General features: G+C 74.3%; 23 protein-coding genes and 1 tRNA gene. 9 read left to right on the top strand and 15 right to left on the bottom strand.

Features of this window, described 5'->3' with window-relative positions; all coding sequences use genetic code 11:
* Positions 1-8: 8 nt before the first annotated feature.
* The 6 genes from AMK33_RS34110 to AMK33_RS34085 all read right to left on the bottom strand — a co-directional run bounded on the left by AMK33_RS34110 (position 9) and on the right by AMK33_RS34085 (position 3271).
* The gene (locus AMK33_RS34110) at positions 9-536 is read right to left on the bottom strand and encodes an NUDIX hydrolase family protein (RefSeq protein ID WP_073936886.1); all 528 of its coding nucleotides are present in this window, start codon (positions 534-536) and stop codon (positions 9-11) included.
* Between the two features lie 31 nt (positions 537-567).
* Positions 568-1380: an SAM-dependent methyltransferase gene (locus AMK33_RS34105; protein WP_073936885.1), complete on the bottom strand. Its 813-nt coding sequence runs from the start codon at positions 1378-1380 to the stop codon at positions 568-570.
* 116 nt (positions 1381-1496) lie between these two features.
* Positions 1497-2153 carry an endonuclease gene (locus tag AMK33_RS34100; protein ID WP_073936884.1) on the bottom strand — a complete coding sequence of 219 codons (657 nt, stop codon included), beginning with the start codon at positions 2151-2153 and terminating at the stop codon, positions 1497-1499.
* A gap of 5 nt (positions 2154-2158) precedes the next feature.
* Complete coding sequence (locus AMK33_RS34095; protein WP_073936883.1) at positions 2159-2491, bottom strand: DUF3140 domain-containing protein; 333 nt, start codon at positions 2489-2491, stop codon at positions 2159-2161.
* Between the two features lie 40 nt (positions 2492-2531).
* Positions 2532-3014 carry a Dps family protein gene (locus AMK33_RS34090; protein WP_073936882.1) on the bottom strand — a complete coding sequence of 161 codons (483 nt, stop codon included), beginning with the start codon at positions 3012-3014 and terminating at the stop codon, positions 2532-2534.
* The gene (locus AMK33_RS34085; protein WP_073936881.1) at positions 3011-3271 is read right to left on the bottom strand and encodes a WhiB family transcriptional regulator; all 261 of its coding nucleotides are present in this window, start codon (positions 3269-3271) and stop codon (positions 3011-3013) included. The genes AMK33_RS34090 and AMK33_RS34085 overlap by 4 nt, the downstream gene beginning before the upstream one ends.
* A gap of 164 nt (positions 3272-3435) precedes the next feature.
* Between AMK33_RS34085 and AMK33_RS34080 the strand changes: the two genes are divergently transcribed.
* Complete coding sequence (locus AMK33_RS34080) at positions 3436-4623, top strand: thiolase family protein (protein WP_073936880.1); 1188 nt, start codon at positions 3436-3438, stop codon at positions 4621-4623.
* 75 nt (positions 4624-4698) lie between these two features.
* Positions 4699-5472, top strand: coding sequence for a sulfite exporter TauE/SafE family protein (locus AMK33_RS34075; RefSeq protein WP_073936879.1), 774 nt, complete (start codon positions 4699-4701; stop codon positions 5470-5472).
* Here AMK33_RS34075 and AMK33_RS34070 read toward each other — a convergent pair.
* Positions 5458-6918: a diacylglycerol/lipid kinase family protein gene (locus AMK33_RS34070; RefSeq protein ID WP_073936878.1), complete on the bottom strand. Its 1461-nt coding sequence runs from the start codon at positions 6916-6918 to the stop codon at positions 5458-5460. The two genes, AMK33_RS34075 and AMK33_RS34070, sit on opposite strands and share 15 nt — an antisense overlap.
* Positions 6919-7039: 121 nt before the next feature.
* Between AMK33_RS34070 and AMK33_RS34065 the strand changes: the two genes are divergently transcribed.
* Positions 7040-7789, top strand: coding sequence for a cobalt-precorrin-6A reductase (locus AMK33_RS34065; RefSeq protein ID WP_073936877.1), 750 nt, complete (start codon positions 7040-7042; stop codon positions 7787-7789).
* A gap of 287 nt (positions 7790-8076) precedes the next feature.
* Here AMK33_RS34065 and cobF read toward each other — a convergent pair whose 3' ends face one another.
* Both cobF and AMK33_RS34055 read right to left on the bottom strand, forming a co-directional pair.
* Positions 8077-8850 (bottom strand): precorrin-6A synthase (deacetylating), encoded by a 774-nt coding sequence (gene cobF, locus AMK33_RS34060; protein WP_073936922.1) that lies wholly within the window; start codon positions 8848-8850, stop codon positions 8077-8079.
* A gap of 56 nt (positions 8851-8906) precedes the next feature.
* Positions 8907-9431 carry a DUF309 domain-containing protein gene (locus tag AMK33_RS34055; RefSeq protein WP_073936876.1) on the bottom strand — a complete coding sequence of 175 codons (525 nt, stop codon included), beginning with the start codon at positions 9429-9431 and terminating at the stop codon, positions 8907-8909.
* A gap of 100 nt (positions 9432-9531) precedes the next feature.
* Between AMK33_RS34055 and AMK33_RS34050 the strand changes: the two genes are divergently transcribed.
* Positions 9532-9605 (top strand) — tRNA-Pro (locus AMK33_RS34050).
* Positions 9606-9855: 250 nt separating this feature from the next.
* A complete protein-coding gene (locus AMK33_RS43370; protein ID WP_073936875.1) occupies positions 9856-10302 on the top strand; it encodes a CU044_2847 family protein in 447 nt (148 codons plus the stop codon).
* Here the strand turns inward: AMK33_RS43370 and AMK33_RS34040 are convergent.
* Entirely contained in the window at positions 10263-11933 is a 1671-nt protein-coding gene (locus AMK33_RS34040) for a chloride channel protein (RefSeq protein WP_079195067.1), read from the bottom strand. The genes AMK33_RS43370 and AMK33_RS34040 overlap by 40 nt on opposite strands.
* Positions 11934-12228: 295 nt before the next feature.
* On the opposite strand from AMK33_RS34040, the gene fxsA reads away from it, so the two are divergent.
* Genes fxsA through AMK33_RS34025 form a run of 3 tightly spaced genes read left to right on the top strand, consistent with a single transcriptional unit; the run spans position 12229 to position 15010 of the window.
* Positions 12229-12459 carry an FxSxx-COOH cyclophane-containing RiPP peptide gene (gene fxsA / locus AMK33_RS41860; RefSeq protein WP_073936873.1) on the top strand — a complete coding sequence of 77 codons (231 nt, stop codon included), beginning with the start codon at positions 12229-12231 and terminating at the stop codon, positions 12457-12459.
* A 2-nt stretch (positions 12460-12461) separates the two neighbouring features.
* Complete coding sequence (locus AMK33_RS34030) at positions 12462-13730, top strand: FxsB family cyclophane-forming radical SAM/SPASM peptide maturase (RefSeq protein ID WP_235618274.1); 1269 nt, start codon at positions 12462-12464, stop codon at positions 13728-13730.
* Positions 13727-15010, top strand: a complete 1284-nt coding sequence (locus AMK33_RS34025; protein ID WP_073936871.1) for an aKG-HExxH-type peptide beta-hydroxylase — start codon at positions 13727-13729, stop codon at positions 15008-15010. Before AMK33_RS34030 ends, AMK33_RS34025 begins: the two co-directional genes overlap by 4 nt.
* A 30-nt stretch (positions 15011-15040) precedes the next feature.
* Here AMK33_RS34025 and fxsT read toward each other — a convergent pair whose 3' ends face one another.
* The 5 genes from fxsT to AMK33_RS34000 all read right to left on the bottom strand — a co-directional run bounded on the left by fxsT (position 15041) and on the right by AMK33_RS34000 (position 24750).
* Positions 15041-19645 (bottom strand): FxSxx-COOH system tetratricopeptide repeat protein, encoded by a 4605-nt coding sequence (gene fxsT / locus AMK33_RS34020; protein WP_073936870.1) that lies wholly within the window; start codon positions 19643-19645, stop codon positions 15041-15043.
* Positions 19642-20748, bottom strand: coding sequence for an AAA family ATPase (locus AMK33_RS34015; protein WP_079195066.1), 1107 nt, complete (start codon positions 20746-20748; stop codon positions 19642-19644). Before AMK33_RS34015 ends, fxsT begins: the two co-directional genes overlap by 4 nt.
* Entirely contained in the window at positions 20745-22277 is a 1533-nt protein-coding gene (locus AMK33_RS34010) for a VMAP-C domain-containing protein (protein WP_073936869.1), read from the bottom strand. Before AMK33_RS34010 ends, AMK33_RS34015 begins: the two co-directional genes overlap by 4 nt.
* Positions 22274-23431: an effector-associated domain 2-containing protein gene (locus tag AMK33_RS34005; RefSeq protein WP_158075153.1), complete on the bottom strand. Its 1158-nt coding sequence runs from the start codon at positions 23429-23431 to the stop codon at positions 22274-22276. Before AMK33_RS34005 ends, AMK33_RS34010 begins: the two co-directional genes overlap by 4 nt.
* A gap of 395 nt (positions 23432-23826) precedes the next feature.
* Positions 23827-24750: an endonuclease/exonuclease/phosphatase family protein gene (locus AMK33_RS34000; RefSeq protein WP_107425295.1), complete on the bottom strand. Its 924-nt coding sequence runs from the start codon at positions 24748-24750 to the stop codon at positions 23827-23829.
* Positions 24751-24958: 208 nt separating this feature from the next.
* Here AMK33_RS34000 and AMK33_RS33995 point away from each other — a divergent pair, with 208 nt between their 5' ends.
* Positions 24959-25939, top strand: a complete 981-nt coding sequence (locus AMK33_RS33995; protein WP_073936866.1) for an aldo/keto reductase — start codon at positions 24959-24961, stop codon at positions 25937-25939.

Genomic DNA, 25939 nt, shown 5'->3' with positions numbered 1-25939 from the left:
CCGCCGCGTCAGATCACGCAGCCCGCGTGGGCCAGTGCCTGCTTCAGCAGCACCCCGTGACCGCCCGGCATCTCGCTCTGCACCGCCAGCGACACGGCCTCCTGCGGGCTGAACCACACCAGGTCGAGGGCGTCCTGCCGGGGCCGGCAGTCACCCGTCACCGGCACGATGTACGCCAGCGACACCGCGTGCTGACGGGGATCGTGGAAGGGGGTGATGCCCTGCGTGGGGAAGTACTCCGCGACCGTGAACGGCTGGAGCGACGCCGGGACGCGGGGCAGCGCCACCGGGCCGAGGTCCTTCTCCAGGTGGCGCAGCAGGGCGTCCCGGACCCGTTCGTGGTGCAACACCCTGCCGGAGACCAGAGTCCGGCTGACCGTTCCGTCGGGCCCGATGCGCAGCAGCAGACCGACGCTGGTGACTTCACCGCTGTCGTCGACGCGCACGGGCACGGCCTCGACGTACAGGATCGGCATCTGGGCGCGTGCCATCTCCAGGTCGTCGGAGGACAGCCAGCCCGGCGTGGTTTCGGTCATGTCAGACATTGCTTGATCATACTTTCAGCGGTCAGGGCTTCACGGCCACCGCGCCGTACTGCGGCACCGCGACGGCGGAGTCGGAGGCGGCGTGCCACTGCGAGCAGGACACCAGACCGGGCTCCACCAGTTCCAGCCCCTCGAAGAACGCGGTGATGTCCGCGGCGCTCCGGGCGGTGATCGGGGGAGTGGCGTTCGCGTTCCAGAACTCCATGGCCGGGACCTGCAGTTCGCCGCCGACCTCGGGGTCGAACGTGGGGTGGGTGAGGACCAGGAAGCTGCCGGAGGGCACCGCCGCCATGACCCGACGGGCGATCTCCCGGGCCTTCTCGGTGTCGAGCACGAAGTTGAGGATCCCCAGCATCATCACCGCGACGGGCCGCGTGAGGTCCAGGGTCTTGGCGGCGCGTTCCAGTATGGCGTCCGGGTCGTGCACATCGGCGTCTATGTAGTCGGTGGCGCCCTCGCGCGTGCCGGTCAGCAGGGTGCGGGCGTGGACGAGCACGATCGGGTCGTTGTCGACGTAGACGATCCGCGAGTCCGGCGCGATCCGCTGCGCGATCTCATGGGTGTTGTCCGCCGTCGGCAGGCCGGTGCCGATGTCGAGGAACTGCCGCACACCGCGCTCGCGGGTCAGATACGTCACCGCCCGGCCCAGGAAGTCCCGGTCCGCGCGGGCGACGTCCCGGACCACCGGGTTGATCGAGGCGACGTGGTCGCCGACCCGCTGGTCGACCTCGTAGTTGTCCTTGCCGCCGATCCAGTAGTTCCACACGCGCGCGTTGTGCGCCACACCGGTGTTCAGCCTCGCCGAGCCGCTCGGCGGGGTGTGGCTCTCACTCACGGTCTCTCCCTCTCCCTCGCCCGTACGGCCGCGATCGGACCGCCGCGGCCATTGTGCCGCGTGGTGATCACGTTGTCCCGTGAATGAGGGAGTGGAAAAGCCCTGTTGACGGAGGGTCACGGGGCATCGGCCCGGCGCAACGAGTCCTCGGCCACGTGCCCGTCGATCGCCGCGCGGACCAACGCCGCCGCCAGGACGGCCGGTTCGGTGCGTCCGGCGAGGGCGAGGAGCCGGTCCGGGTCCTGCGGCAGCCCCAACCGCCGTGCGCCTTCGAGGGCCTTGGCGTCCAGCAGCGGTGCCGCCTCCGGCCAGACCCGCTGGACCTCGCGCAGGAAGATGTCGGCGCCCGCCGGACCCACACCGGGGAACTCCCGCAGCAGACGGCGCAGTTCGCCGACATCGCCGTCCGCCTCCTCGCGGAGCCCGCGCAGGTCACCGCCCCAGCGCTCGGTCAGCAGCTCGGCCCCGTCGCCCAGCTGGGTCGCGGTGCGCTCGTCGTAGCGCCGGTAGCCGCCCCGGCCGAGCGCGTCCACCCGTTCCTGCCAGCCGGCCTGAGCCATGCGGCGGGGATCGCGCAGCCCCGCCTCGTACAGGGCACGGGCGGAGGCCACGGCGATCGAACCCTTGATGCGGGCGCTGAGCAGATGGGCCAGCACCAGCAGTCGGTACAGCGGCTGCGGGGTGTCCTTCAGCCCGATGCCGGCCTCCTCCGCGTACGTCCGGCCGTGCGCGTCGACGAGGGCACGGACCACCCGCTCGTCCCGGCCGGCCACGGCGGCTACGGCTTGAGCGGGTCGTGGCCGAGCGTCATCAGACGGTGCCGGCGAGGGGTGTCCTCGGCCACGGGCTCGTTCTCCAGGTCCGTCTGCGCCGTGACGGTGTCCACGACCTCCTCCATCACCCGCAGATCGTCCTCGGTGAGGTCGGTGCGGCGTTTCTGCAGGATGGCGAGGACGTGCTGTCCCGTCTCGCTGCCCGCCCGGTCCGGCAGCGGCTCGGTCGTCTCGTCGGCGTCACTCACCCGCAGCCAGGCCGCCAGTTCCGCCGAGGTCATGTTCACCACGCGGTGGAAGTCGTCCCACAGCGCGTCCATCTCGAGGGCGTCGCTCATGATGTGCCCCTTACGTGCGTGTGCTTCGGTGCCGTGACGGTCAGGACTCGCCGGGGAAGTTCTCCGCCTCGAACATCCAGCGCTGCTTCTCCAGTTCCGCGGTGATCGAGATCAGCAGGTCCTGGGTGACCAGGTCCGCCTTCTCGGTGGCGTCGATGCGCTCGCGCAGGCGCGTGACGGCCGCGCCGAGCGCCTCCGTCATCACCTCCACGGCCCGGGAGTCGCGCAGCCAGCCCTCGTTCGGGGCCGGCAGCGAGAAGACCTTGGCGATGGTCTCCGGGCGGCCGTCCGGCGGCACGCCGAGCGCCGCGGCCCGTTCCGCCACCGTGTCGGCGTGGGTGCGCGCGGCGGAGACCACCTCGTCCAGCTGGAGGTGGACCGAACGGAACCGCGGGCCCACGACGTTCCAGTGCGCCTGCTTCCCGATCAGCGACAGCCCGAGCAGGTCCACCAGGGTGTCCTGGAGGGCCTCGCAGGAAACCCGGCGGGCCTCGTCGGGCAGGGTGCTCCTCACAACGGTCATGGGGTGCTGTTCCTCCTTCTCGAATCGTCCGTGGTCCGACGGAGCAGCGCCGCGCGCTCGTCCTCACCGGTGCCGCCCCGGACGCCCGAGGTCGGACCGCTGTCGAGCGCGAAGCCGAGACTCTGCGGGGTCACCCGGCACCGCGCGCAGACGCGCTTGGGGGCGGCGAGGTCCCGCAACGCCGGCCCCGTCGATCCGACGGGGAAGAACAGCTCCGGGTCCTCTCCCGCACAGGCCGCGCTCCGCAACCACTCCATGAACGCGCGGGTGCCCCTGGCCCTCGGTCGCAAACCCGGCCCATGGCCGGTGGGGAGCTTCCCAGGGAGCCGCCCGGCGGTCTATAGTCAAAAACTAGCGGTGCTAATTAAGAGTAGTCGCCGACCCCACAGCACAGCCATCGGCATCGGTCAGGAGTCCCCTCGTGCGTCCCGTCCACTTCGCGGCCGCCCGCCGCACCCCCATCGGCAAACTGCGCGGAGCCCTCTCCACCGTACGGCCCGACGACCTCGCCGCCGCCGTGATCCGCGGCCTGGTCGCCGACGTGCCCGAGCTGGACCCGGCCCGCGTCGACGACGTCTACTGGGGCGCCGCCAACCAGGCCGGCGAGGACAACCGCAACGTCGCCCGCATGGCCGCGCTGCTCGCCGGGCTCCCCGAGTCCGTGCCGGGCGCCACGGTCAACCGGCTGTGCGCCTCCGGCCTCGAGGCCGTCACCACCGCCGCCCGCACCATCGCGGCCGGCGAGGCCGACATCGTCATCGCCGGCGGCTCCGAGTCGATGAGCCGCGCCCCGTTCGTCCTGCCCCGCCCCGACGAGGCCCTCCCGCACCGCATGGAGACCGCCGACACCCGCCTCGGCTGGCGGCTGGTCAACCCCGCGATGAAGGACCTCCACGGGGTGCTGGCCATGGGCGAGACGGCCGAGGAGGTCGCCGCCCGGTACGGCATCCCGCGCGAACGCCAGGACGAGTTCGCCCTGCGCAGCCACCAGCGTGCCGCCGAAGCCCGCAAGAACGGCCACTTCGACGACGAACTCCTGCCCGTGACCCGCCCGGACGGGGTGGTCGTCGACGCCGACGAGTGCGTCCGCGAGGACACCTCGATCGAGAAGCTGGGCCGGCTGAAGCCGGTGTTCCGCGCGGGCGGTTCGGTCACCGCGGGCAACGCCTCCCCGATGAACGACGGCGCCGCCGGCCTGATCCTGGTCAGCGAGGAGGCCCTGAACGAGCTGGGCCTGGAGTCGCTCGGCCGCTACGTCGCCGGCGCCTCCGCCGGCGTCCACCCGGACGTCATGGGCATCGGCCCCGTCCCCGCCACCCGCAAGGTGCTCGCCCGCGCCGACTGGGCGATCGGCGACCTCCAGGAGGCCGAGTTCAACGAGGCGTTCGCGGCACAGGCCCTGGCCTGCGTCGACCAGCTCGGCATCGACCCCGGCCTGGTCAACCCCAGCGGCGGCGCCATCGCGCTCGGCCACCCGCTGGGCTGCTCCGGCGCCCGCATCCTCACCACCCTGCTGCACCGCATGCGCCGCACCGGCGCCGAACGCGGCCTTGCGACCATGTGCGTGGGCGTGGGGCAGGGCAGTGCGGTGCTGGTCGAGAGGCACTGACCAGCGCCCCGGGCGCCATCGGGTGAGACGGTCCTCACCGGCGTCGACTGCCTGCGCATAGCATCTGTTCTCGCAATGAACATGATGACGCTCTGGCACCTCAACGGCTGGCAATTCGCCGCGCTCGCCTTCGCGGCCCTGCTCGTCGGTTTCTCCAAGACCGCCGTCAGCGGGGCCAACACGGTCAGCCTCGCCATCTTCGCCGCCATGCTGCCCGCCAAGGCCTCCACCGGCGTCCTGCTGCCCATCCTGATCGCCGGGGACGTGCTCGCCGTCCTCACCTACCGCCGGCACGCGCACTGGCCCACGCTGTGGCGGCTGTTCCCGGCGGTCGCGGCGGGCGTCGTCGCCGGGACCCTGTTCCTGGTGTGGGCGGACGACGGGATCGTACGGATCTCCATCGGGGCGATCCTGCTGCTGATGGCCGGGGTGACGGTGTGGCGGCGGCGGACGGCCGACGCGGAGAAGGAGCCCGACGGGGTCACCACCCGGGCCGGCCGCGCCAAGGCCCGCTCCTACGGCGTCCTCGGCGGCTTCACCACCATGGTCGCCAACGCGGGCGGCCCGGTGATGTCGATGTACCTGCTCTCCGCGGGCTTCCGGAAGCTCGGCTTCCTGGGCACCTCGGCGTTCTTCTTCCTGATCGTCAACACCTCCAAGCTGCCCTTCAGCGCCGGTCTCGGCCTGATCGACGCCGACTCGCTCCTCCTCGACGCGGCGCTCGTGCTGTTCGTGGTGCCCGGCGCGTTCCTCGGCAAGTGGGCGGTGAACAGGATCAACCAGCGGCTCTTCGAACGGCTGGTGATCGCGGCGACGGTGGTGGGCGGCGTCCAGCTACTGGTGCCCTGAGCGGGGCCCGGCCGGCTCGTTCCGCCCGCTCGGCTCGTCCGGACCGCCCGGACCGGCGTGCGGTCCGGCCGGCGGCCACGGTCCGTGGGGTGCCTCGTACGGGCGGTGGAGCCGGCTCGGCGCGGCGGTACGGCCGACCGTCGCCGCCAGCTTGCGCAGCCGCCGCCAGTCCAGTCGCGGCGGGGCCTGTGTGACGCCGGGCCGCCTGCGCGGGACCCGGACGCGCAGCGCGCCGGGTGCGATGCGGCAGTGGACGGGGGCGGGCAGGATCATGGCCTCCCCGTCGACCCCGGCCTCGATCTCCGCGCGGTCCGCCTCGACGACGACCTCGGTGGCGGTCAGGATGGTGAGCCCGCTCGGCTCGGGGTTCAGCAGCAGGGCGGCGGCGCTGATGGCGCCCTCCAGCTTCACCCCGAGGACGCCGAGCGCGGCGGAGTCGAGCCGTTCCCGCCGCCCGAGGCCGAAGGGGTCGCCGGTGCGGTACGGATTGTTGCTGACCAGCACGGCCTGCGGCGCGGTGAGCGTCGTGTCCCCCGCGCGGGCGACCAGCCGGGGCCCCTGCTGACCGGTGAGCAGGTCGGGCAGCATCTCCAGGCTGGTGCCTATCTTGTCGTCGCGGTAGGCGGGGCTCTGCACGATCGCCGCGTACGCGCCGAAGGAGGCGTTGTTCACGAAGGGCTGCTCACCCGCGAAACCCAGGTCGACACGGAGCTCGACACCGTCCGTGAGCGCGTCGAGACAGGCGGCCGGGTTGCCGCGGTCGAGACCGAGGTCCAGGGCGAAGTGATTGCGCGTCCCGGCGCTGATGACGAGGAACGGGATGTCGTGCTCCGCGGCCACGGCCGCCACCAGCGCCTGGGTGCCGTCGCCGCCGGCGGCGCCCAGCAGATCCGCGCCGTCCGCGACGGCGGCCCGGGCCAGCGCGGTGACGTCGTGCTGCTCGCCGGGTTCGAGCAGTACCACCCGGGCGCCCAGGCGCTCCGCCTTCTCCCGCAGCCGGAACCGGCCCACCTTGCCGCCGCCCGACCGGGGATTCATGATCAGCACCGGCCGCCGGGGCGGCGGCAGCCGCCGCTCCCGCATCTGGGCCTGCCCGCCGCCCGTACCGCGCAGCGCGAACCGTCCGCTCCACACCGCCAGCCCCCACAGGGCCAGGGACACCGGCAGCGACCAGAACAGGGTCACGGCGAACAGGGCGACCAGCCCGGCCGGCACACACACGGCGACCAGCGCGGACACCCACCGCAGCGGGCCCCGCAGGGTCAGCGTCCACCACACGGCGGCCGCGCTGAGCCCCACTCCCGCGATCCCGCACACCAGCAGCAGCAGACCGCGCAGCCCGCCGTAGACGAGGGGGGTCGACACCGCGAGCGCGGCGGCGGCCAGCGCCCCCCGCGCCGCCCATCGCTGGGCGTGATAGCCCCGCCTGCTCCAGTCCACGGCCATGCTTCCTCCAGTCACCCGGCGTCATCGTAGGGCGTGTGGGTACGTGTGTGCGGCCGGTTGCCGATCTTCGTCGGGCGGGCCGGTGCCGGTCGCGGCGTCCGGGCCTCGTACCCTCGGCGCCATGCCCCCCCACGTCCTGGTCCTCGGCGGCACCACCGAGGCACGCGCACTGGCCGGCGAGCTGTCCGCCCGCCCCGGTCTCAGGGTGACCACCTCCCTCGCCGGACGCGTGTCCCGGCCGGGCGCGGTCGCCGGCGAGCTGCGCGTCGGCGGTTTCGGGGGCGCCCAGGGGCTGGCGGACTGGCTGTGCGAGCAGCGCGTGGACGTGGTGGTCGACGCCACGCACCCCTTCGCGGAGACCATCACGGCGAACGCGGCACGGGCCGCGACCGCCACCGGGCTGCCCCTGGTGGTCCTGCGCCGCCCCGGCTGGCAGCCGGGGCCGCGCGACGACTGGCACCCGGTCCCGTCACTGGCGGCGGCGGCCGATCTGCTGCCCCGGCTCGGACACCGGGTCCTCCTCACCACCGGCCGCCTCGGCCTCGCGGCCTTCGCCCATCTGACGGACCTGCGCTTCGTCGTCCGGTCGGTCGAGCCCCCCGAGCCGCCCATGCCGCCGCACACGCGCGTGCTCCTGGCCCGCGGCCCCTTCACCGTGGCCGACGAGACGGCCCTCCTGCGCGACCACCGCGTCGACGTACTGGTGACGAAGGACAGCGGCGGCGCGGCGACCGCCGCCAAACTCACCGCGGCCCGCGACCTCGCCCTCCCGGTCGTCGTCGTACGCCGCCCGCTCCTGCCGGACGGGGTGACAGCAGTTCCCGACGTGCCGACGGTCCTGCGCCGACTGGACGCTCTCGTTCGGCCTTGAGCCGGACGGCTCGTCTCATGCCCGGCCACGCAGCCCACGCCCGGCCACGCAGCCCACGCCCGGCCGCGCGGGACGCGGTCGGCCGTCACATTCACCGGGGCCCGCAGCCCGGGCCTCCGGGACCGTCGTTGTGCGCCGCCCGCCTCTACCGTGCGGCGTGACCGCCGTCGACGGCGTTCCGGGGCCCTGCGCCGGCTGGACGCCCCTGGCCGGCCGTGACCGGCGGCCCGGCACTCCGCCAGGGTGTGCCCCGGCGGTTCGGCGGCCGGGCGCACCCGACCGGATGCTCAGCCCTCGGCCGGTCTGCGGCGCAGCAGATACGTGTCCATGATCCAGCCCTTGCGCTCGCGGGCCTCCGCGCGGAGCCGCTCGATACGGGGAGCCGCCTCGGCCAGCGGCCCGGAGACGAGGATCTCGTCCGGCGTGCCGATGTAGGCGCCCCAGTAGATGTCGACGTCCTGGTCGGCGTACGCGCGGAAGCTCTGATGGGCGTCCAGCATCACCACCACGTCGTCCACACCCTCCGGGAACCCCTCGGCGAGCCGCCGCCCCGTGGTGATCTGCACCGGGCGGGCGACCCGGTTGAGCCCGGTCCGGTGCCGGGCGACGAGCGCCGACACACTGCTGATGCCCGGTACGACGTCGTAGTCGAAGGCGACACGGCCGCGCTCCAGGATTTCCTCGAGGATGCCGATCGTGCTGTCGTACAGCGCCGGGTCCCCCCACACCAGGAACGCCCCGGTCTGGTCCTCGCCCAGCTCCTCGGAGATCATCCGCTCGTAGATGTCCGCGCGGGCACTGCGCCAGTCCCCGACGGCGGGGGAGTAGGCCGACCCGCCGGCCGTCCGGTCCCGCTCCGGGTCACGTGCCTCGACGACGCGGTAGGCACCCCCCGGTATGTGCGTGTCGAGCATGTCCCGGCGCAGCCGGGTCAGGTCCGCCTTCGCCTCGCCCTTGTCCAGGATGAAGAACACGTCCGTGCTCCGCAGCGCCCTGACCGCCTGCAGGGTCAGCTGGTCGGGGTCGCCCGCGCCGATACCGATGACATGAATCTCTCGCACGCCCCCGAGTCTGCCGCACGCCACTGACAGCGCGTGCACCGCACCCGACCCCTCCGTCAGGAGGCCCCCCGCAGCCGGGGCGCCCGCGCCCCCGCGTCCACCGGAACACCCGCCTCCACCTCGGCGGCCAGCTCGCGGGCCCAGGCGATCACGCCCGGAAGATCGATCCCGTGCGGCCGGTGGCCGGCTCCCGAGGTCCACGCCTCCGCCGCGCCGGCTCCCCGCCGCAGCAGCCGCGCCCCGCCGGTGACGTTCCCGCGCGCGGCATGGGTGAGCCCCACGGCGAGCTGCGCCAGCCCCCGCCACAGCTCGCGCTCCTCCTCCGGCCCCGACTTCCAGGCGTCCTCGAACACCTCGTGCGCGTGGAACGGCTTCCCCTCGTCCAGCAGCCGCTGCGCCTCCGCGACGCTCTCCTCCGGCCGCCGCACCACCCCCTCGGGCTGCCGGGGCACCCCCGGTGCGCCGTACGGCAGGGGCCGCCCGAGTCCGTCCCGCGGCCGGGCGTTGCGCGCCCGCCCCTCGCTGTCCCGGTCCCGCGCGGCGGCCGTCCGGCCCGACGACGTGCTCTCCATGCTGCCCATACGCCGATTGTCCCGCGCCCGGTCCGATTCGGGCCGCGCCGGGGGCGTGGGGTAAAGTGCTGTTCGCGCGATCACGCGGATTCACCCCACGCGATCGCACCGGGACGTGGCGCAGCTTGGTAGCGCACTTGACTGGGGGTCAAGGGGTCGCAGGTTCAAATCCTGTCGTCCCGACTTTGCGAAGTCGTAGGCCGGGGGCCGTTCCAGCGAAGAGCTGGAACGGCCCCCGACTGTTTCCGGGGCGCCGACCGAAGACAGGTGTCGTGGGGCCGCCGTGGTGACCGCGACGACGGGGCCGGGCGCGCTCCGTCAGGCCTGTTCGGTGAGGGGTTCGAGGACGGTCCGTTTCGGTGTGCTTTGGCGCCTCGCGCCGTAGGCTGGCGCCGCCGGGCGCACGGCCCGGTCCGGAGCGGGCGGAGGGGACATGCCGGAGGAGTTGGCGCGGTTCGGACTCGGCGACGGGGACGCCGCGGTGTACGTGGCTTTCGAGGACCAGGATCCGGAGATCGTGCGGGCCCGGAGTCGTGACCGGTCGGGGAACGGTGCCGTGGACGTCGCGGCGGGACGGTTCGAGGAAGGGCTCGACCAGGTCCGGCAGATGGCCGGGCGGACGCTGGAGCGGATGGTGTCGCTGCCCGCACCGCCGTCGACGGTGGAGCTCGAGTTCGGGGTGAAGTTCAACGTGGAGACCGGTGCGGTGATCGCCCGTACCGGGGTCGAGGGACACCTCAAGGTCAAGGTGGTCTGGGAGCGGGGCGAGCAGGACCGACGGCCCGAGGAGGACGAAGCACCCCCGGCCGGAGGCGGGAACGGGGACGACGCGGCCGGAGGTCAGTCGGGCGCGCAGGCGGGGGCGGACGGCGAGGGCTGAGCCGCCGGCGGGACCGCGGGCCCGGCGACGGGGTCGGCCGTCGGGTCCGCGGCAGAGCCGGCCGCCGTCACCGTCGCCCCGCCGGTGGCCAGGGGTGCGGGCTTCGGCTCCGGCGGTGGCCCGGGCTCCCGGACAGGAGTCCGGGCCGCCGTCGGGACCGGGTTCGGGGTGTGCGCCGTCCCGGACCGGCTCTCCGTCGCCTCGTCCTGCTCCTCGGCCGTCTCCCGCGGCCGGCGCTCCAGTTGGCTCCGGTACAGCGTCGTGCGTCCCGTCACCGCCGACGCGCACAGGACCGCCAGCATGCCCGGCCCCAGGAGGGAGGCGTCCGCGACCATCTCCGTCGCCATGACCAGCACGCCGAGCGGCGCGTTGGCCACGGGTCCCAGGCAGGCCGCCATGCCCACCACCACGTACGGGAGCGGCCCGGCCGACGGCAGATGCAGCGCCTCGCCGAGGCGCCAGGCGAGCGCGCCCGTCCCCGCGCCCACGACCATGCACGGTCCGAAGATGCCGCCGGAGCCGCCGGAGCCGACGGTCAGGGCCGTGCCCGCGATCTTCGCGAGCGGGATGGCGAGCAACATCAGTACGGGAAGTTCGGCGACGAGTTCACGGTCGGTGAGCGCCTCCATCAGGCCGTACCCCGTGCCGAGCACACCGGGCACCAGCAGCCCGAGGACGCCCACGAGCAGGGCGGCGGCCGCCGGGGCGGCGATCCTGGCCGGTACGGACCGGACGCGGTCCTCGGTGCGCAGGTGCACGGCGTAGAAGGCGCCGGTGTAGAGCCGGCCGGCCAGTCCGCACAGCAGCCCGGTCACGGCGATCAGGACGAAGTCGCCGGCTCCGAAGCCCAATCCGTCCGCCGAGTGCCGCCCGAGGACGGGCGCGAAGCCGTAGCACGCGCCGAAGACCAGCCAGCCCGAGCAGGCCGCCAAGAGCGCCTTCGGCAGCACCCGGGCGTCCATCTCCCTGCGGTACAGGAGCTCCGCGCCGAGCAGTGCCCCGCCCAGCGGGGCCTGGAAGATCGCGCCGACGCCCGAGGCGAGGCCGATCACCAGGGCGGTGCGGGCCTGTCGCCGGGACATGCCGGTACGGCGGGCGATCACCGAGCCGAACGCCGCCGAGATCTGCGCGGCGGGCCCCTCCGTACCGCCCGAACCGCCGGAACCGAGGGTCAGTGCTGACGCGACGAGCTTCACCACGGTCGTCCGGCCGCGCATCCCGGACGGATCGTGGTGTGCGGCGGCGATCGCGGAGTCCGTCCCGTGCCCGCGCGCCTCGGGGGCCAGCCAGACGGCGAACGCGGTGGCGAGGAGCGCGCCCCCGGCGGCCACCAGCGGGACGGCCCAGGGGCGTTCGGACGGGACCAGTTCACGGAAGCCGCCCTCGGCGGAGGTCCGGTACGGGCGGAATCCGGCGATGTTTTCGAGGAGTAACTCGGTGCCCAGATGCAGCAGTCCGAACAGCGCCACCGCGCCCAGCCCCGCCACCGCGCCGATCAGCAGGGCCGGCACGATCCAGCGGGACAGCGGGTCGGCCGATGCCCCCGGAGTGGGGAACAGCCTGGCCACGGACCGTGGCAGAGGGTGTTCGGCGGTGGAGCGAGGGCCTGTGGTCTTTCGCTTCCAACTCATCGGAACTCCCTGGCTGTTCGGGCCGCGTCGCACGTATTGTGGCCCAGGGACAGGCAGGCCCGCGCCATTGCCGCGCCGCCTCGATCACGCCGTCGATGAATCGGTCATCTGTTTGGCGGGGGCGATGGATGGCCATGACATGGAGAGGAGCCCGCACGGCTCCGCGCAGGACGGAGCGCGGGGACACCGGAGGCGGGCGGGCCGTGGGACACGCGCGCGACAGGGGGAGTGCATGAGGGCCGGTCCACTCGAGCGAGGTCCGGACGTCGTACCGCCCGCGAGGGTGCCGGAACCGATGGACCGGGCGGAACCGGCGGACCTGCCGGATCTCCCGAGGGTTCCCTGTCTCCCGGATCTCCCGGATCTCCCGGATCTCGCGGGGCTTCCGCTGGAGGAGCTCCTCGACGCGCCGAACCCGGTGCTCGCCCGCGCAGCCCGGCGCGTCCTCGACCGGCTGATGGCCGAGGAGGCACCGCTCGCCGCCTACAACTCGTCCGCAGTGCCCATCGACGACCCCCTGGTGTGACCGTGCCCGAACGGTCCCGGCCGCCGCTCCCGTTCCGGGAGTTCCTGGTCAAGGTGCACAGCCGCTGCAACCTCGCCTGCCGCTACTGCTACGTGTACGAGAGCGAGGACCGGGGCTGGCGCACCCAGCCGGTCGGAATGGCCCCCGCGACGGCCGGGCGGCTCGTCCTGCGGATCGCCGAGCACGCCCGCCGCCACTCCCTCCGCTCCGTCCGGGTGATCCTGCACGGCGGCGAACCCCTGCTCGCGGGCGGGGAGTTCCTCGCCCGGTTCGTCCGCGGACTGCGGGCCGCGCTGCCCGCCGCCACCCGTGCCGAGGTGGCCCTCCAGACCAACGGCACCCTCCTCGACGAGACGGTCCTGAGGCTCTGCCACGCTGAGGACATCCGGATCGGTGTCAGCCTGGACGGCCCGCCCGCCGTCCACGACCGGTACCGCCGCGACCCGGCCGGCCGCGGCAGTCATGCCCGGGTGGCCGCCGCGCTGGCACTCCTCGCCCGCCCCGAGCACCGTCCGCTCTGGAGCGGACTGCTCACCACGGTCGACCCGACGACCGACCCGCTCACCACGTACGACCACCTGCTCTCGTACGATCCGCCCGCCCTCACCTTCATCCTGCCGCTCGGCAACTGGACCGTCCCCCCGCCCGGCCGCGTCCCGGACCCGGCCCGGACCCCGTACGCCGACTGGCTCGTCCGGGTCTTCGACCGCTGGTACGGAAGCGCGGGCCGGGCGCCGCGCGTCACCCTCTTCGAGTCGGTGATCGACCTGCTGCTCGGCGGCGCCTCCGGCAGCGAGGTGATCGGCGGCGGCCCGAGCCGGCTCGCAGTGATCGACACCGACGGTTCGCTCACGCTCTCCGACCATCTCAAGACCACCTACGACGGGGCCGACCGTACGGGACTCAGCGTGCACCGCGACCCGTTCGACGCGCTGCTCCGCCACCCGGGCGTCGTGGCCCGCCAGGCCGGCCGGGCGGGGCTCTGCGCCGGCTGCCGGGCCTGCCCGCTGGTGGCCGTGTGCGGCGGCGGCCACTATCCGCACCGCTACCGGGCGGGATCCGGCGGCGCGGGTCACGACAACCCGTCCGTGTACTGCCCCGACCTCGCCCGGTTCATCGGCCATGTGGCACGGACCGTCGCCGCAGACTTCCCGGCGATGGCGACGGCGACGGCGACGGCGAAGGCGGTGACGAGGACAGAGGCGGCGACGAGGGCGAAGGCGACGGCGGGGCGGACTCCGGGCCGCCGGGGCGCGGAGCACGACGGATGAGCACCCGGTCCCTGTCCCCGCGTGCTTCCCGGCAGGATTTCTGGGGGTCCCTGGCCGCCGGCACCCCCGGTCCGGCCGTCCTCGCCGCTCTGCGCACCGCCCGCCGCAACCGCAACCTCCTGCTGCTCCGCGTCGCCCACCGGTGTCACCGGACCGACCCGCACTGGGCGGCGGCGGTGGCCCTGCTCGCCGAGGTCCGACGCGCCCGGCCGGAGGTCTTCGCCGAACTGCTCGGCGACCCGGAGGCCGGAGCCTGGCTCGCGCGGCACGCCCCTGCCCGTGTCCCCGAGGGCGGAGCCGCGCGCGGCACCGATCGCGAACCCGCTGCCGGACTCGCCCGTCTCGCCGCCGCGGCGGCCCTCCGCGCCGGGCTCCGCTTTCGGATCCGGGTGCCGGTCGCGGACGGTACGGCGCTGGTTCTGCCCGGGCTCGGCGCTGTCCTCTTCCCGGCCCCGGGCCCCGGTGCCGCCACCGTCCTGTGCGACGGGAGCGGCGCCGCGGCCGTACGGGACGGGGAGCGGCCGGTACCGATCCACGGTGCCCCGGCGGCCGGGCCCGACGGCACCGGGGGCTGGTTCCCCGTGCCGCGGCTGCGCCTCGGCGGCCGGGCCGCCGTACGGCTCGACACCCTCGACCCGCTGCGGCTCGGCGGCCCCGCGCCCCTGCCTCCCCGCCCCCTGTCGCCCGCCGGGCACGCGGGCTGGGTCCGTCGACTCGACGGTGCGTGGCGCCTGCTGACGGAGCGCCACCCCGAGCGGGCGGAGACGGTCGCGGAGGTGCTGCGGGTGCTCGTGCCGCTCACGGAGGAGGACGGAACCGGCTGGCACAGCGCCTCGTTCGGCGACGCGACCGGACTGGTCGCGCTCTCCCCGGTCGACGACCCGGCCGAACTCGCCGCAGACCTCGTCCACGAGACCCAGCACTCGCTGCTCTACGCCGCCATGGACCTCGTCGAACTGCTCGACTCCCCGCCCGGAGCCCGGGCCGACGCCCCCTGGAGCGATCGGCCCCGTCCACCTGCCGCGCTGCTCCAGGGCGGCTCCGCCTTCCTCGTCACGGCCGGTTTCTGGCGCACCGAACTGCGGCTCGGCAACCCCGCCGCCCGGCGGCTGTACGAGCACTGCCGGGGCACCGCCGCAACCGCCCTCGCCACCCTCACCGCCCACGACGACTGGACGACGGAGGAGGGCCGGCGGCTGCTCGGTGCCCTGCGCGCCGTCCTCGCCTCGTGGGAAGAGCGGGACCGCTGGGAAGAGCGGGACCGCCGCCCGCTCCCGTGAGGCCACCGCCGGCCCACGGGTGCCGGAGCGTCACAGCGGGGGCGGCTCGATGTCGCACTCCGCGCGTCGCCCGGCCTCCGCCGACAGCGTCTCCCAGTGATCGGCCCCCAGGGTTTCGTGGTAGCGGCGCACCACCGAGGCCAGCAGCTCCGCGCCCCGCTCCTCCTCCCCGCAGGACACGAGGTCGAGCGACACGTTGCGCAGGGCGGCCAGGGTTGCCGGATGCCGGTCCCCGTAGCGCTCCTCCAGGGTCCGGGCGCACCGCTCGCCCAGGTCGCGCGCCGCCTCGTGATCGCCCGTCCTGGCCAGCCCCGTCGCCAGGTTGACGTGCGCGAGCAGCGACCACGGATGCGTCTCGTGCAACACCCGTTCGAGACCGGGCGCGGTCTCCTGGTCGAGCCGGAACGCCTGCGGGAACTTGCCCACCGCGCGCAGCGCGGCACCGTGGTTGACGGCCGCCACGTGCGTCAGCGGGTGCTCGGTGCCGAGCACCGTCCGGTACCGCTCCAAGGCCTGCGCGCCCTGCCGCTCGGCGGCCTCGGCGTCGCCCGTCAGCCGCAGGTCGTTGACGAGGTTGGCGAACGCGGCGAGCGTGTCGATGTGCATCGGCCCGAGGATCGCCTGGTACAGGTCGAGCACCTCCTCGGCCAGCGTCCGCGCCCGGTCGAACCGACCGGCCTTGCGGCAGGTCACCGACATGTTCTTGATCGCCCGCATGGTGTGCGGATGCCGGTCGCCGTACTGCGCGCGGTACTGCGCGAGCGTCTGCTCCTGGAGCTCCAGAGCCGCCGCGTACTCGCCGCACTCGCGCATGTCGCGGGCCACGTTGTTGACGGAGAAGAGGGTGGAGAGCGCGGTGGGGCCGAGGACCGTGCGGAGGTCCTGGTAGACGCGCCGGTCGAGGTCCAGGGCCTCCCCGTAGCGCCCGTTGACGCGCAGGCTCACCCCGTAGTTGTGCCCGGCCCGCAGGGTGAACGGGTCCTCCGTCCCGTACATGTTCACGCTGCGCCGGTACGCGTCCTCGTCCAGTTCCATGGCGTCCGCGAACCGGCCCGCCGTCCGCAGGTCGGCGGCGAGTACTCCGGCGGCCGTGAGCGTGTACTCGTGGTCGTCGCCCACCGTCTCCCGGAGCCGCCGCAGCACCTCCTCGCTCAGCGGCCGCGAGACGGCGAACTCGGCCAGCTGCCAGTGCGCGCTCGCCCGGTGCCGCGTCGCCCACAGGGTCTGGAGGTCGTCCGCGCCCAGGAACGACTGCCAGTCCGTGCTGATCCGCTCGCCGAGCTGCGCCGCTCCGCGAAGTACGCCCCGCGCCAGCAGATAGGTGATCAGATTGATCGCGGTGTCCCGGATGTGCCGGTCCTCGCAGCGAGGCAGCCCCGTCGGCTCCAGGTGCGGAAGGATGTCGGCGTAGTTCTGCCAGTGCTCGGGCCGCTGGGTGTCGCCCGGGTCGTGCGCGGCGATGACCTGGTGCACCAGGTGCCGCATCTCGCTCTGCTCCTGGGCCGGCAGTTCGTCCTGGAGGACCGCTCGCACCAGTCGGTGCATCTGCACCGTCCCGGCCACGTTGTCGACGGTGAGCAGCGAGAACTGGTTGATCGCCCGGATGGCACGGCCCCGGGACAGCTGGTCGCGGGCGAGCCGCATGAGCGCCGGGGGCAACGGCAGCATCCTGGCGTCGTGCAGGAAGTCCAGCGCCACCGGTTCGGGCCCGAAGAAGGCCAGCAGCCGCAGGAGTTCGAGCGCGCCCGGCGCCTGCATGGCCAGCGTCTCCATGGAGGCCCGCCACACCGCCGCCACCGGCAGGGTGATCGAGTCGACCCCCTCGGCCAGCACCTCGGCCCGTCGCCGCTCGATCATCGTCAGGAAGTCCGGCACCGCGATGCCGGTCTGCCGCTGCAGAGCCGCGCACTGCTCCAGGGCGAGCGGCAGATCGCCGAGGAGTTCGGCCAGCTGGTCCGCCTGTTCCGGACCGGCCCAGGGGGCGCGCGTCCGCAGGAAGTCCAGGCTCTCGGCGCGGGTGAACACGTCCACCTTGGTCGCGAGCACCCGGTCCGACCAGCCGGCGTGGCGCGAGGTGATGAGGATGCGTCCGGTCCCCTCGGAGTCGCCGATCAGTGACGGCAGGTACGGGATGACCTCGTTGGGCTGTCCCGCGTTGTCGAACACCAGCAGCCAGCGGCTGTGCGGCGCGCCCGAGGCCAGCGCTGCCAGCACACGCGCCACCGTGTCGCTCTGCCGGTCCGGCACCAGGCCGAGTTCCGGCGCCAGCATGGTCAGCTGGGCGCGGATCACCGCGGGCTGCTCGGCGTCGATCCACCACACCCGGTCGTACTCGTGCCGGTGCAGCTGGACGTACTTCAGGGCGAGCTGCGTCTTGCCGACGCCCCCGAGGCCGTGCAGCGCGTGCGGCAGGACGGCGGCCCGTGTGCTCGTCCCCAACTGCCGGTGCAGCTCGGCCAATTCGGTCTCACGCCCGGCGAAGTGCGGATTGGGCAGGGGTACGGAACGGGGTGAGCGGGACTGGCCGGAAGGGGCCGGTCCCTTGGTGCCGGTGCCGGTGCCGGTGTCGTCGGGGCCGGGGGGCGTGACACCCGGTGCGGTGCCTCCCGCCGCTGGGGGTTCCATGGTGGTGGTGTCCTTTGCGTTCGGGGGCGTTGTGCCGTTGTCCTGGGGGATGCCGGGGCCGGCTCCGGTCCCGGCCTCGCTTCCGGGGTGAGGGCCGTCTTCTTCTCCGCCCGCCCCGCCGTCCGCGGGCCCGCCGGTCCGCGAGGTGCCGTCCGCCGGAGCGCTCCCCGCCGGGTCCGGTGCAGGGTCATCCTCCGCCGTCACCCCTTCCCCGGTGGTGACCGGACCGAACGGAGCCGTCCCCCCAACCGGGTCCCAAACCGCACCATAGGGTGGACCGAGCGCCTTGAGCGCGGGCCCCGCGGCGTCGAGGATCTCGCGGTCCAGATCGGTGAGGGTGTCCGCGTCGGGCTTCTCCCGGCTGCCGATCACGGTGCGCAACAGGTCCGTCCGGGCCCCGACCGCACGTCCGGCCAGCGCGGAGGTCTCCTGGAGCGTGCGCAGCAGCTCGGTGCGGCCCAGCCCGCGCAGCAGCCGGGAGCGTACCCCGTCCAGGAACTCGAACACGTACTCCTCGCCGGTCCGCCCCCGGGCGGCCGTGGTGCGCAACGCGAGCAGTCCGCCCAGCAGGATCTCCGCGAACGGCAGCGGTCCGCCGGCCGCCGTCGGCCCCTGCCGCACCGCCTCCACCACCTCGGGCCGCAGCGGCACCATCGCGAGCCGGGCCGCCAACCGCCGCGCGGCCGGGGAGGCGTGCTGCAGGAACCGCCGCACCGCCAGGTCCGGCGGCACCGGACGGCGCCGTTCCTCCCAGGTGAACGGAGGCAGACAGTGCGGCGTGAGCCCCTGCTCGTCCACCAGCAGCGAGGTCGTCTCGGCCCACGGCAGAGCGCCCCCGGTCACCATCCGGGCCCAGCCCGCGAACCAGCCGGGTTCCAGCTCCAGCACGGGCACGGGGACGGGCAGCGGATCGGCCGGGTCGCTGTCGCGGGGCCGCTCCCACCGGCCGTACCGCAGCAGTTCGAGACGGGAATTGGGGAGCCCCGGCGCGAAGGCGCGCACCCGCAGGTCCATCGGCACGCCGTCGCAGAGGTCCCACAGATGGGTCGGAAGCGGCTGCAGCACGGCGACGGGCGCGCGTCTGCCCCAGGTGTGCAGCAGCCGGGGCACGGCCCCGCCCGCCCAGGCGTCGCCCACGCAGTCGCTCATCACCAGGACGATCCGGCGCCCGTCCGGATGGAACAGTTCGGCGGGGCTGTGCCGAAGCCCCCCGTCGGCCGAGCGCAGCACCGCGTGCTTGCCGTCCCGGGTGTCCAGCGACCAGAGCCGTACGTCGGCGAACGCGCCCTGCGTACGCAGCAGTTCGGCGAACGCGCGGGCCACCGGCTGCCACACCGTCATGGACACGCTGCGCTCCACGACGAGGGCCACTTCGAACCAGCGGTCGGGTGGCCGGGTGAGCACCGGGTGCCACTGGCCGGTCTCGGCCGCCCGTACGGCGGTCGCCTCCTCGTCCAGCACCCGTCGCCGGGCGCCGCCCGGCAGCCGGCGATTGAGCGGTCGCAGGGACCGGGCCAGGCCCCGGGCGTCGCGGAGCGCGCCGGGTAACTCCTCCCCGGCGACGGCCCCCCGGCCGGAGGAGAGCGTGTGGGAGATCCGGGGGAGGGCGGGCAGCGGGCCGTCGGGGACGGCCGGGCCGGTGGCGCCGGAGCCGGAAGCGGGGGGACCGTGCGCCGTCGCCGTTCCGCCCGCGCCGCTCTCGGGATCCGTCCCGGTGTCCGTGCCGTCGTTCGTTCCGGTGTTCGCTCCGGTGTCCGTTCCTGTGCCGGTGTCCGCCGCTTCGGACGTGTCCTCCGGCGCAGGGGAGACTCCGGAAGGACTGTCGGGGGCCGCGCCGGTTTCGCGGCCGTCGGCGCCCGGACCACCCGTGTCCCGGTCGCCCGTGTCCCGGTCGCCGGTGTCCCGGTCGGGGCCCGGTGGCCCCTCCTCCTGCCCGATCACCTCCGCGAGCCAGAGCGCCTCCGCCCATTCGCGGGCCGTGGGCTCTGCGGAGCCCTCGGGTCCGGTCATGGTGAGGTGTCCGAGGACAGGTTCCGCCAGAGGGCGTCGCGCAGTTGCAGCCAGGAGGTGCCGTCCGCCTCGGCGGCGCCGTTGGTGAGCATGTGCACGGTGTTGAGCAGTTGGTCGATGGCGAGGTCGGCGCTGTCGCCCCGTTGCTCCACGAACTCCCGCACCAGCTCCCGCGTCCGCTCGTCCAGCACCCCGCCGAAGTGGGAGGCGACCATCGCGGCGAGCCGCTGCCCGTCCGGTGCGGGCATCCGCACCTCCAGACACCTGCGGCGAAAGGCGGGTGGGAAGTCGCGCTCCCCGTTGCTGGTGATCACCACGATGGGGAACTCGGCGCAGCGCACCCGGCCCGCCGTCACGGTGACCCGGTGGTCGTGGTCGGCGGTGGCCACCTCCACCTGGCGCCGCGACTGGGCGAGCCGCTCCAGCTCGGGGACGTGGTACTCGCCCTCCTCGAAGATGTGCAGCAGGTCGTTGGGGAGGTCCACGTCGCTCTTGTCCAGCTCGTCGACGAGGAGCACCCGGGGCCGCCGCCACGGCAGCAGGGCCGTCCCCAGCGGGCCGAGCGTGAGGTAGCGGCCGATGCCGGGCAGCGGGCCGTCCCCGGCGGGGGAGCGGCGTCCCGGCTGCGGGGCGTCCTGGACCCGGCCGATGGCGTCGTAGTCGTACAGACCGTCGCGGAGCGTGGTGCGGCTGACCACCGGCCACCACAGCACCCTGCCCAGCCCCAGCTCGGAGGCGATCTGGTGGGCGAGGGAGGACTTCCCGGTGCCCGGCGCGCCCGTGACGAGCAGCGGACGGCGCAGATGGATCGCGGCGTTGACGACGTGCAGCGTCTTCGGGGCCAGCGTGCCGCCGCGCCGCCTGCCGAGCCGGCGCCGGGTGTCCTGGTCGTCGGCGGGCAGCGGCACGTCCAGCGGACCGCGTTCGGACTCCGGCCGGAAACGGCGCCAGGCCGGCGGCGGGGGGAGCTTCGGCAGCACCTCGTCCTGCGGTGAGCGGTGTTCACCGGTGTCCCGGAAGACCCACCAGCCGGGGACGGAGGATCCGTCGGTCCCACCCGCACCGTTCGTGCCGCCCGTCACGCGGTGCACGGTCCCGCTCATCGCAAGCCACCCCCGGTCGACGGATGCCCCAGCGCGGAGTCCGCCCCCTCCAGTCCGTCACGGCCGTCCCACACTAGGCTGATGTGCCGATGCAGGTCCAGAACGGAGAAGACCTCCGCGTCCGGCCCCACTTCCCCCCTCAGCATCCTTACCCGCTCGGGCAGTTCCATGAGCCTGCCGGCCAGTACTTTCCGTGTCTTTCGTTCCGCCTCCGGATGGCCGCCCACCTCGCGCACCGCCACGATCACCGGCATCCCCATCTCCAGCAGCACGTTGACCGCGTCCCCCTCCAGACCACCGGTGTACGGGGGAGGTTCGAGGAACAGCCAGCCGAGCTGCTCGCGGTCGTGACGCAGCTGCCGGAGCAGCTCGACCGGCCGCAGCCGCTCGCCGTACGGCACCACGCGCACGGCGGCCGACTCGAAGGCGGTCTCCGGGGCGGTGGTGAGGAGGTCGGACCGGGCGTGGAGCCGCGGACGCCAGTGCGGCTTCGCCCACCGGTCCCGGCTGCGGACCAGGACCGTGTGGTCGGCGCCGATCGGACGGGCCACCGAGTCCGGCGGCCGGGCCATGATCTGGTCCACCGGCAGCCACAGAAGCGGCCTCGGCAGCAGGAACTCGACCACCATTCCCGCGCTCAGCTCCCCGAGCTCCTGTACGCAGGACAGATAGCGGCCCGCGACCTCGTCCTCCATCGCGGCCCGTGAGGAAAGCTGCACCGGCTCGCCGTACGGCCGTGCCCCGTCCGGGCCGGGCGGCACCACCCAGGACCGCACGGTGTAGAGGTCGGGCACGGGCGTGCGCGCGGTGATCTCCAGGAGGAGCCGGTACGGGGAGAGCGGCCGGCCGGCCCGGGCGGCCACCTCGTCGCGCAGCCGGGCCAGCCGCCGCGGACTGCGGCAGCCCAGATGGGCGGCGACCCGCCCGCTCCAGGCGTGCAGCCGGGCCCGGAGCGGGGTGTCCTCCAGGACGGCGACGGTCTCGACGAAGACGAGCAGGGGGTGCGGCTCGTTCTCCCAGCCGTACGGCAGGTCCTCGAAGACCGCCAGCAGGTCCGGGACCTCGCCGTGCCGCTCGTCGTGGCCCCGGCCGGACCCCCAGTCCCCGGGGGAGGCGGGGCCGGCGCCGGTCTCGTGCAGGACGCGCAGGGCGAGGGGGCGCAACCGGGGTGCCTGATCGCAGGATTCCAGGAGTTCGCACAGGGTCCGGCGGTGGTGCGGCTCCAGGAGGTCCGAGGGGAAGAGCTGCCGGTGCAGCCGCTCCACCGCCCGCCAGCTGGTCGTCTTCTGGTGGCCGCGGGAGAACTCCTCCAGATAGACGGCCAGCCCGCCCGGATGGTCGGCGCAGTAGGCCAGCTCCAGGGCGAGCGCCTCCACGGTGGCGCCCTCGGGCGAGCGCGGGGCCGCCCCGTACTCCGACGCGACCCGCTGAAGCGCCGCCCGCCGGGCCGAGGCGGTGTCCGCGGTCGAGCGCTGGAGCCGGACCATCTCGTTGGCCAGCGCCCAGTACGGATCGCGGGAGCCGCTCATCGGGCGGCCCCGCCGCCGGCCCCCCGCGCACGCAGCCGGGCGACCTCGCGGTCGAACTCCCGCATCGGCAGCGAGCCCGACTCGTACCAGCGCAACGCCGCCGCGAACCGGTCGACGCCGTCCTCGTACTCCAGGCAGAGCCCGAGCACCGCCCGGGCGTCGTTGATCAGGACCCCGGTGCGCTCGACATGGAAGGCGATGTGGTCCCCGGTGTCCCGCAGCACCCGCTCGCGGCGGTGCGGATCGGCGAAGCTCCGCACCTTCACGAGCACCCGGGCGAGATCCCGCTCGGCGCTGGACGGCCAGGACGGCGGAAGGATGTCCTCCGCGCCGGGACCGCGGTCCGGTCCGTACGAACCGGGACCGCGGTCCGGTCCGTACGGACCGGGGTCGCCGGCCGGGTCGTGGAAGCCGGGGTCGCCGTCCGGAGCGTACGGGCCGTACGGCCGGTGCGCGTGGGGACCGGATCCGCGGGGCCCGTCGGCACCCGGGGCCCCGTCCGCCCCGGCGGCGGGGCCGGTCACCGCGTCCGCGAGGTCGGGGCAGTACCGTACGACGACCTCGACCGGGATGAGCCAGCCGGTGCGGCGCTCCGCGCGGGTGTCCTCCGCGACCACCAGGCCGATCACGTACCCGGAGTCGTCGACGACCCCCGCCCCGCTGTAGCCCTGCCGCAGCCGGTCCCCGGCCTCGCTCGCCGCCTCGAGCTGCATCCACTCGGGGCTCAGCCCGCCGGACCCCACCAGCCGCGCCCGCAGCCACAGCCCGGCGGGCGCGCCGACGACCTGTCCGAAGGCCCGGACGATCCGGTCGCGGGCGGGGCCGCACGGCCGCAGCCCGGCGGGCCGGCAGTCGACCGGGGCGTCCCCGTGCAGGTCGAGCACCGCGACGTCGGCCCGCTCCTCGTCCGGCGGAGCCCATCCCCGGGGCGCGACCGAGGCGCGCACCGGCCCGGTACCGAGTGCGAGGGAGCCGGGGAAGTCCACCGTGAGTTCCGCCTCCCGTGGGTCCCCGGCATCGGGACCGAGCGCCCCTTCCACGACGTGCGCGCAGGTCACCACCCTGCCACCGGCCACGAGCACCCCTGCGCCGACCGGCGTCCCCCGTGCGTCCAGGATCCGTACGCGCCATGACTCCGCGAGCGAATGTTCCACCCCTGCCCCCGTTTCCCCCTCCGCGAGCCTCCGCCACGCACCCCGTCCGCCGGGGTCGGGCACGGCCGCGGTGAACCAGGTGCTGGAGGCGCGCGTGTTACGGCCATGCTAAGCAGCAATACCCGGTCGGCGTCCCGACAAGACGTCTGAATCGGACGGGAGGGCCGAAGGGTGGCCGAAATGCCGCCGTCGCGGTTCTCCGCGGGCCGGCACGGCCGGTGACGGGGCGCCGGCCGGCCGGGTGGTGCCGGCCCGGCAGCCCGGCCACGAGCCGCCGGTCGTTCCGTCGGTCGGCCCGCGGCCCTGCGTGTGTCCCGTCCTTACGGGCCCACTGGACCCGGCACCCGACTGTCAGGCCGATGCCCCGGCATCACCCGGTCGGGTTCGGTACGCGTTCATCGCAGTGCGATCCGAGCCGCGACCGGCAGGTGGTCGCTGCCGGTCGCGGGCAGGGTGCGGATGTGGGGGACGGTCGCCGAGCGGGCCATGACCTGGTCGATCCGGGCCACCGGGAGGGCGGCGGGGAAGCTGAAGGCGAAGCCCCGTCGCGCCACGTTCATCCGTGAGGTGAGCGGGGCCAGCCCGCGGTCGTCGACCGTGCCGTTGAGGTCGCCCAGCAGGACCACCGTTTCCAGCGGCTCGGCGGCGACGGCCCTGCCCAGCAGGCCGGCGCTCTCGTCGCGCCGGGAGGACGCGAGGCCGCCCGCCCCCACACGGACCGAGGGCAGGTGCGCGACGTACGCCGCGATCTCGCCGTGCGGCGTGCGCACCACGGTCCGCAGCCCGCGACTCCAGGGATCGGTGATGTCCTGCGGTCTGATGTCCAGGAGCCGGGCGTCGGTGAGCGGGTGCTTCGACCACAGCCCGACGGTGCCCCGGACCGCGTGGTACGGGTAGTCCGGGGCGAGCGTCTTCTCGTATACCGCGAGCGCCGGGGCCACCAGCTCCTGCAGCGCGATGAGATCGGGTCCGGCGCCGGCCAGGGCGCGAGCCGTGCCGGCCGGGTCGGTGTTCTCGTCACTGACGTTGTGCTGCACCACGACCAGGTCGTACGGTCCCGGCTTCGCGCCGGGCAGGAGCAGCCCGCCGAAGTGGTACATCCAGGCCACCGTCGGCAGGAGCAGCGCCACCAGGGCGGTGGCCGAACGGCGCAGCAGGGCCCAGCCGAACAGCACGACGACCACCAGCCCGAGCCACGGCAGGAACACCTCCAGCAGACTTCCCACGCGGCCCACCGAGTTGGGCACCACCCGGTGGAACGCCAGCAGCCCGGCCGTCAGCACCGCGAGAGCGGCGGGCACCCGCCCTCGCGTCCACATCCACCGGTGCCACGCCCCTCGGGGCGCTGTCGCTGCTCGTTCCACCTGATTTCCCGTCCGTCCGACTCGTTGTCCAGGACGCATCGCGGAGTGGATCAGTTTCCGTCGGCCCGATGTGCCGCGCTCCTGCTTGACTTGGAGCGCTCTTCAAGCGGAAGACTCCCGGCCCGTGCCCCGACGACGGGGTACGGAACGGGAGGGAACCCCCATGAAGTACCGCACCATCGGCACCGGTCCGCACAGCCGCGAGGTGAGCGTGCTCGCGCTCGGGGCGATGCTGTTCGGGTCGGTGACCGACGAGAAGACCTCCTTCGCCCTGCTCGACCGCTATGTCGAGGCCGGCGGGAACTTCATCGACACGTCCGACAACTACGCCTTCTGGACCGACGGCGGCCAGGGCGGACAGAGCGAGGAACTGCTCGGCCGCTGGCGCCGCAGCCGCGGGGCCGGCGACGAGATCGTCTTCGCGACCAAGCTCGGCGCCCGCCCCCTCGCCCCCGGCACGAGCTACACCGACAACCCCGAGGGCCTGTCCGCGAAGGTGATCCGCGAGTCCGCCGAACGCAGCCGCGAACGGCTCGGCACGGAGCGGCTGGACCTGCTGTACGCGCACATCGACGACCACACCGTCCCCCAGCGCGAGACGGTCGAGGGCTTCGGGGCCCTGGTCGCCGAGGGCGCGGTGGGGCTGCTCGGCGTGAGCAACCAGGCCGTGTGGCGGGTGGAGCGGGCCCGTGCCCTCGCTGCGGCGGCCGGGCTGCCCGGCTACGAGGTCCTCCAGTACCAGCACAGCTATCTGCGGCCCCGCGCCGACGTCCCCGACGACCTCTTCCCCGACGGCAGCCTCGGCCACGCGGGCGCGGAGCTGGCCGGCTATCTGCGCGCCGAGCCCGCCCTGACCCTGGTCGCCTACTCGCCGCTGCTCAAGGGCGCCTACGCCCGCCCCGAACGCCTGCCCGCCGACTACGACCACCCGGGCACCCCGGCCCGCCTCGCCGTGCTGCACGAGGTCGCCCGGGAGACCGGGGCGACGCCGGGCCAGGTCGTGCTGGCCTGGCAGATCGGCCACGAGCTGCCGATCCTGCCGCTGGCCGGGGTGTCGTCGGTGGCCCAACTGGAGGAGAACCTGGCGGCGGTGGACCTGGAACTGTCGGCGGAGCAGCGGGCCCGGCTGGACGCGGCGCACTGA

The organism is Streptomyces sp. CB02400 (assembly GCF_001905725.1).
Classification (GTDB): domain Bacteria; phylum Actinomycetota; class Actinomycetes; order Streptomycetales; family Streptomycetaceae; genus Streptomyces; species Streptomyces atrovirens.
This window is presented reverse-complemented; position numbering and strand designations above follow the sequence as displayed.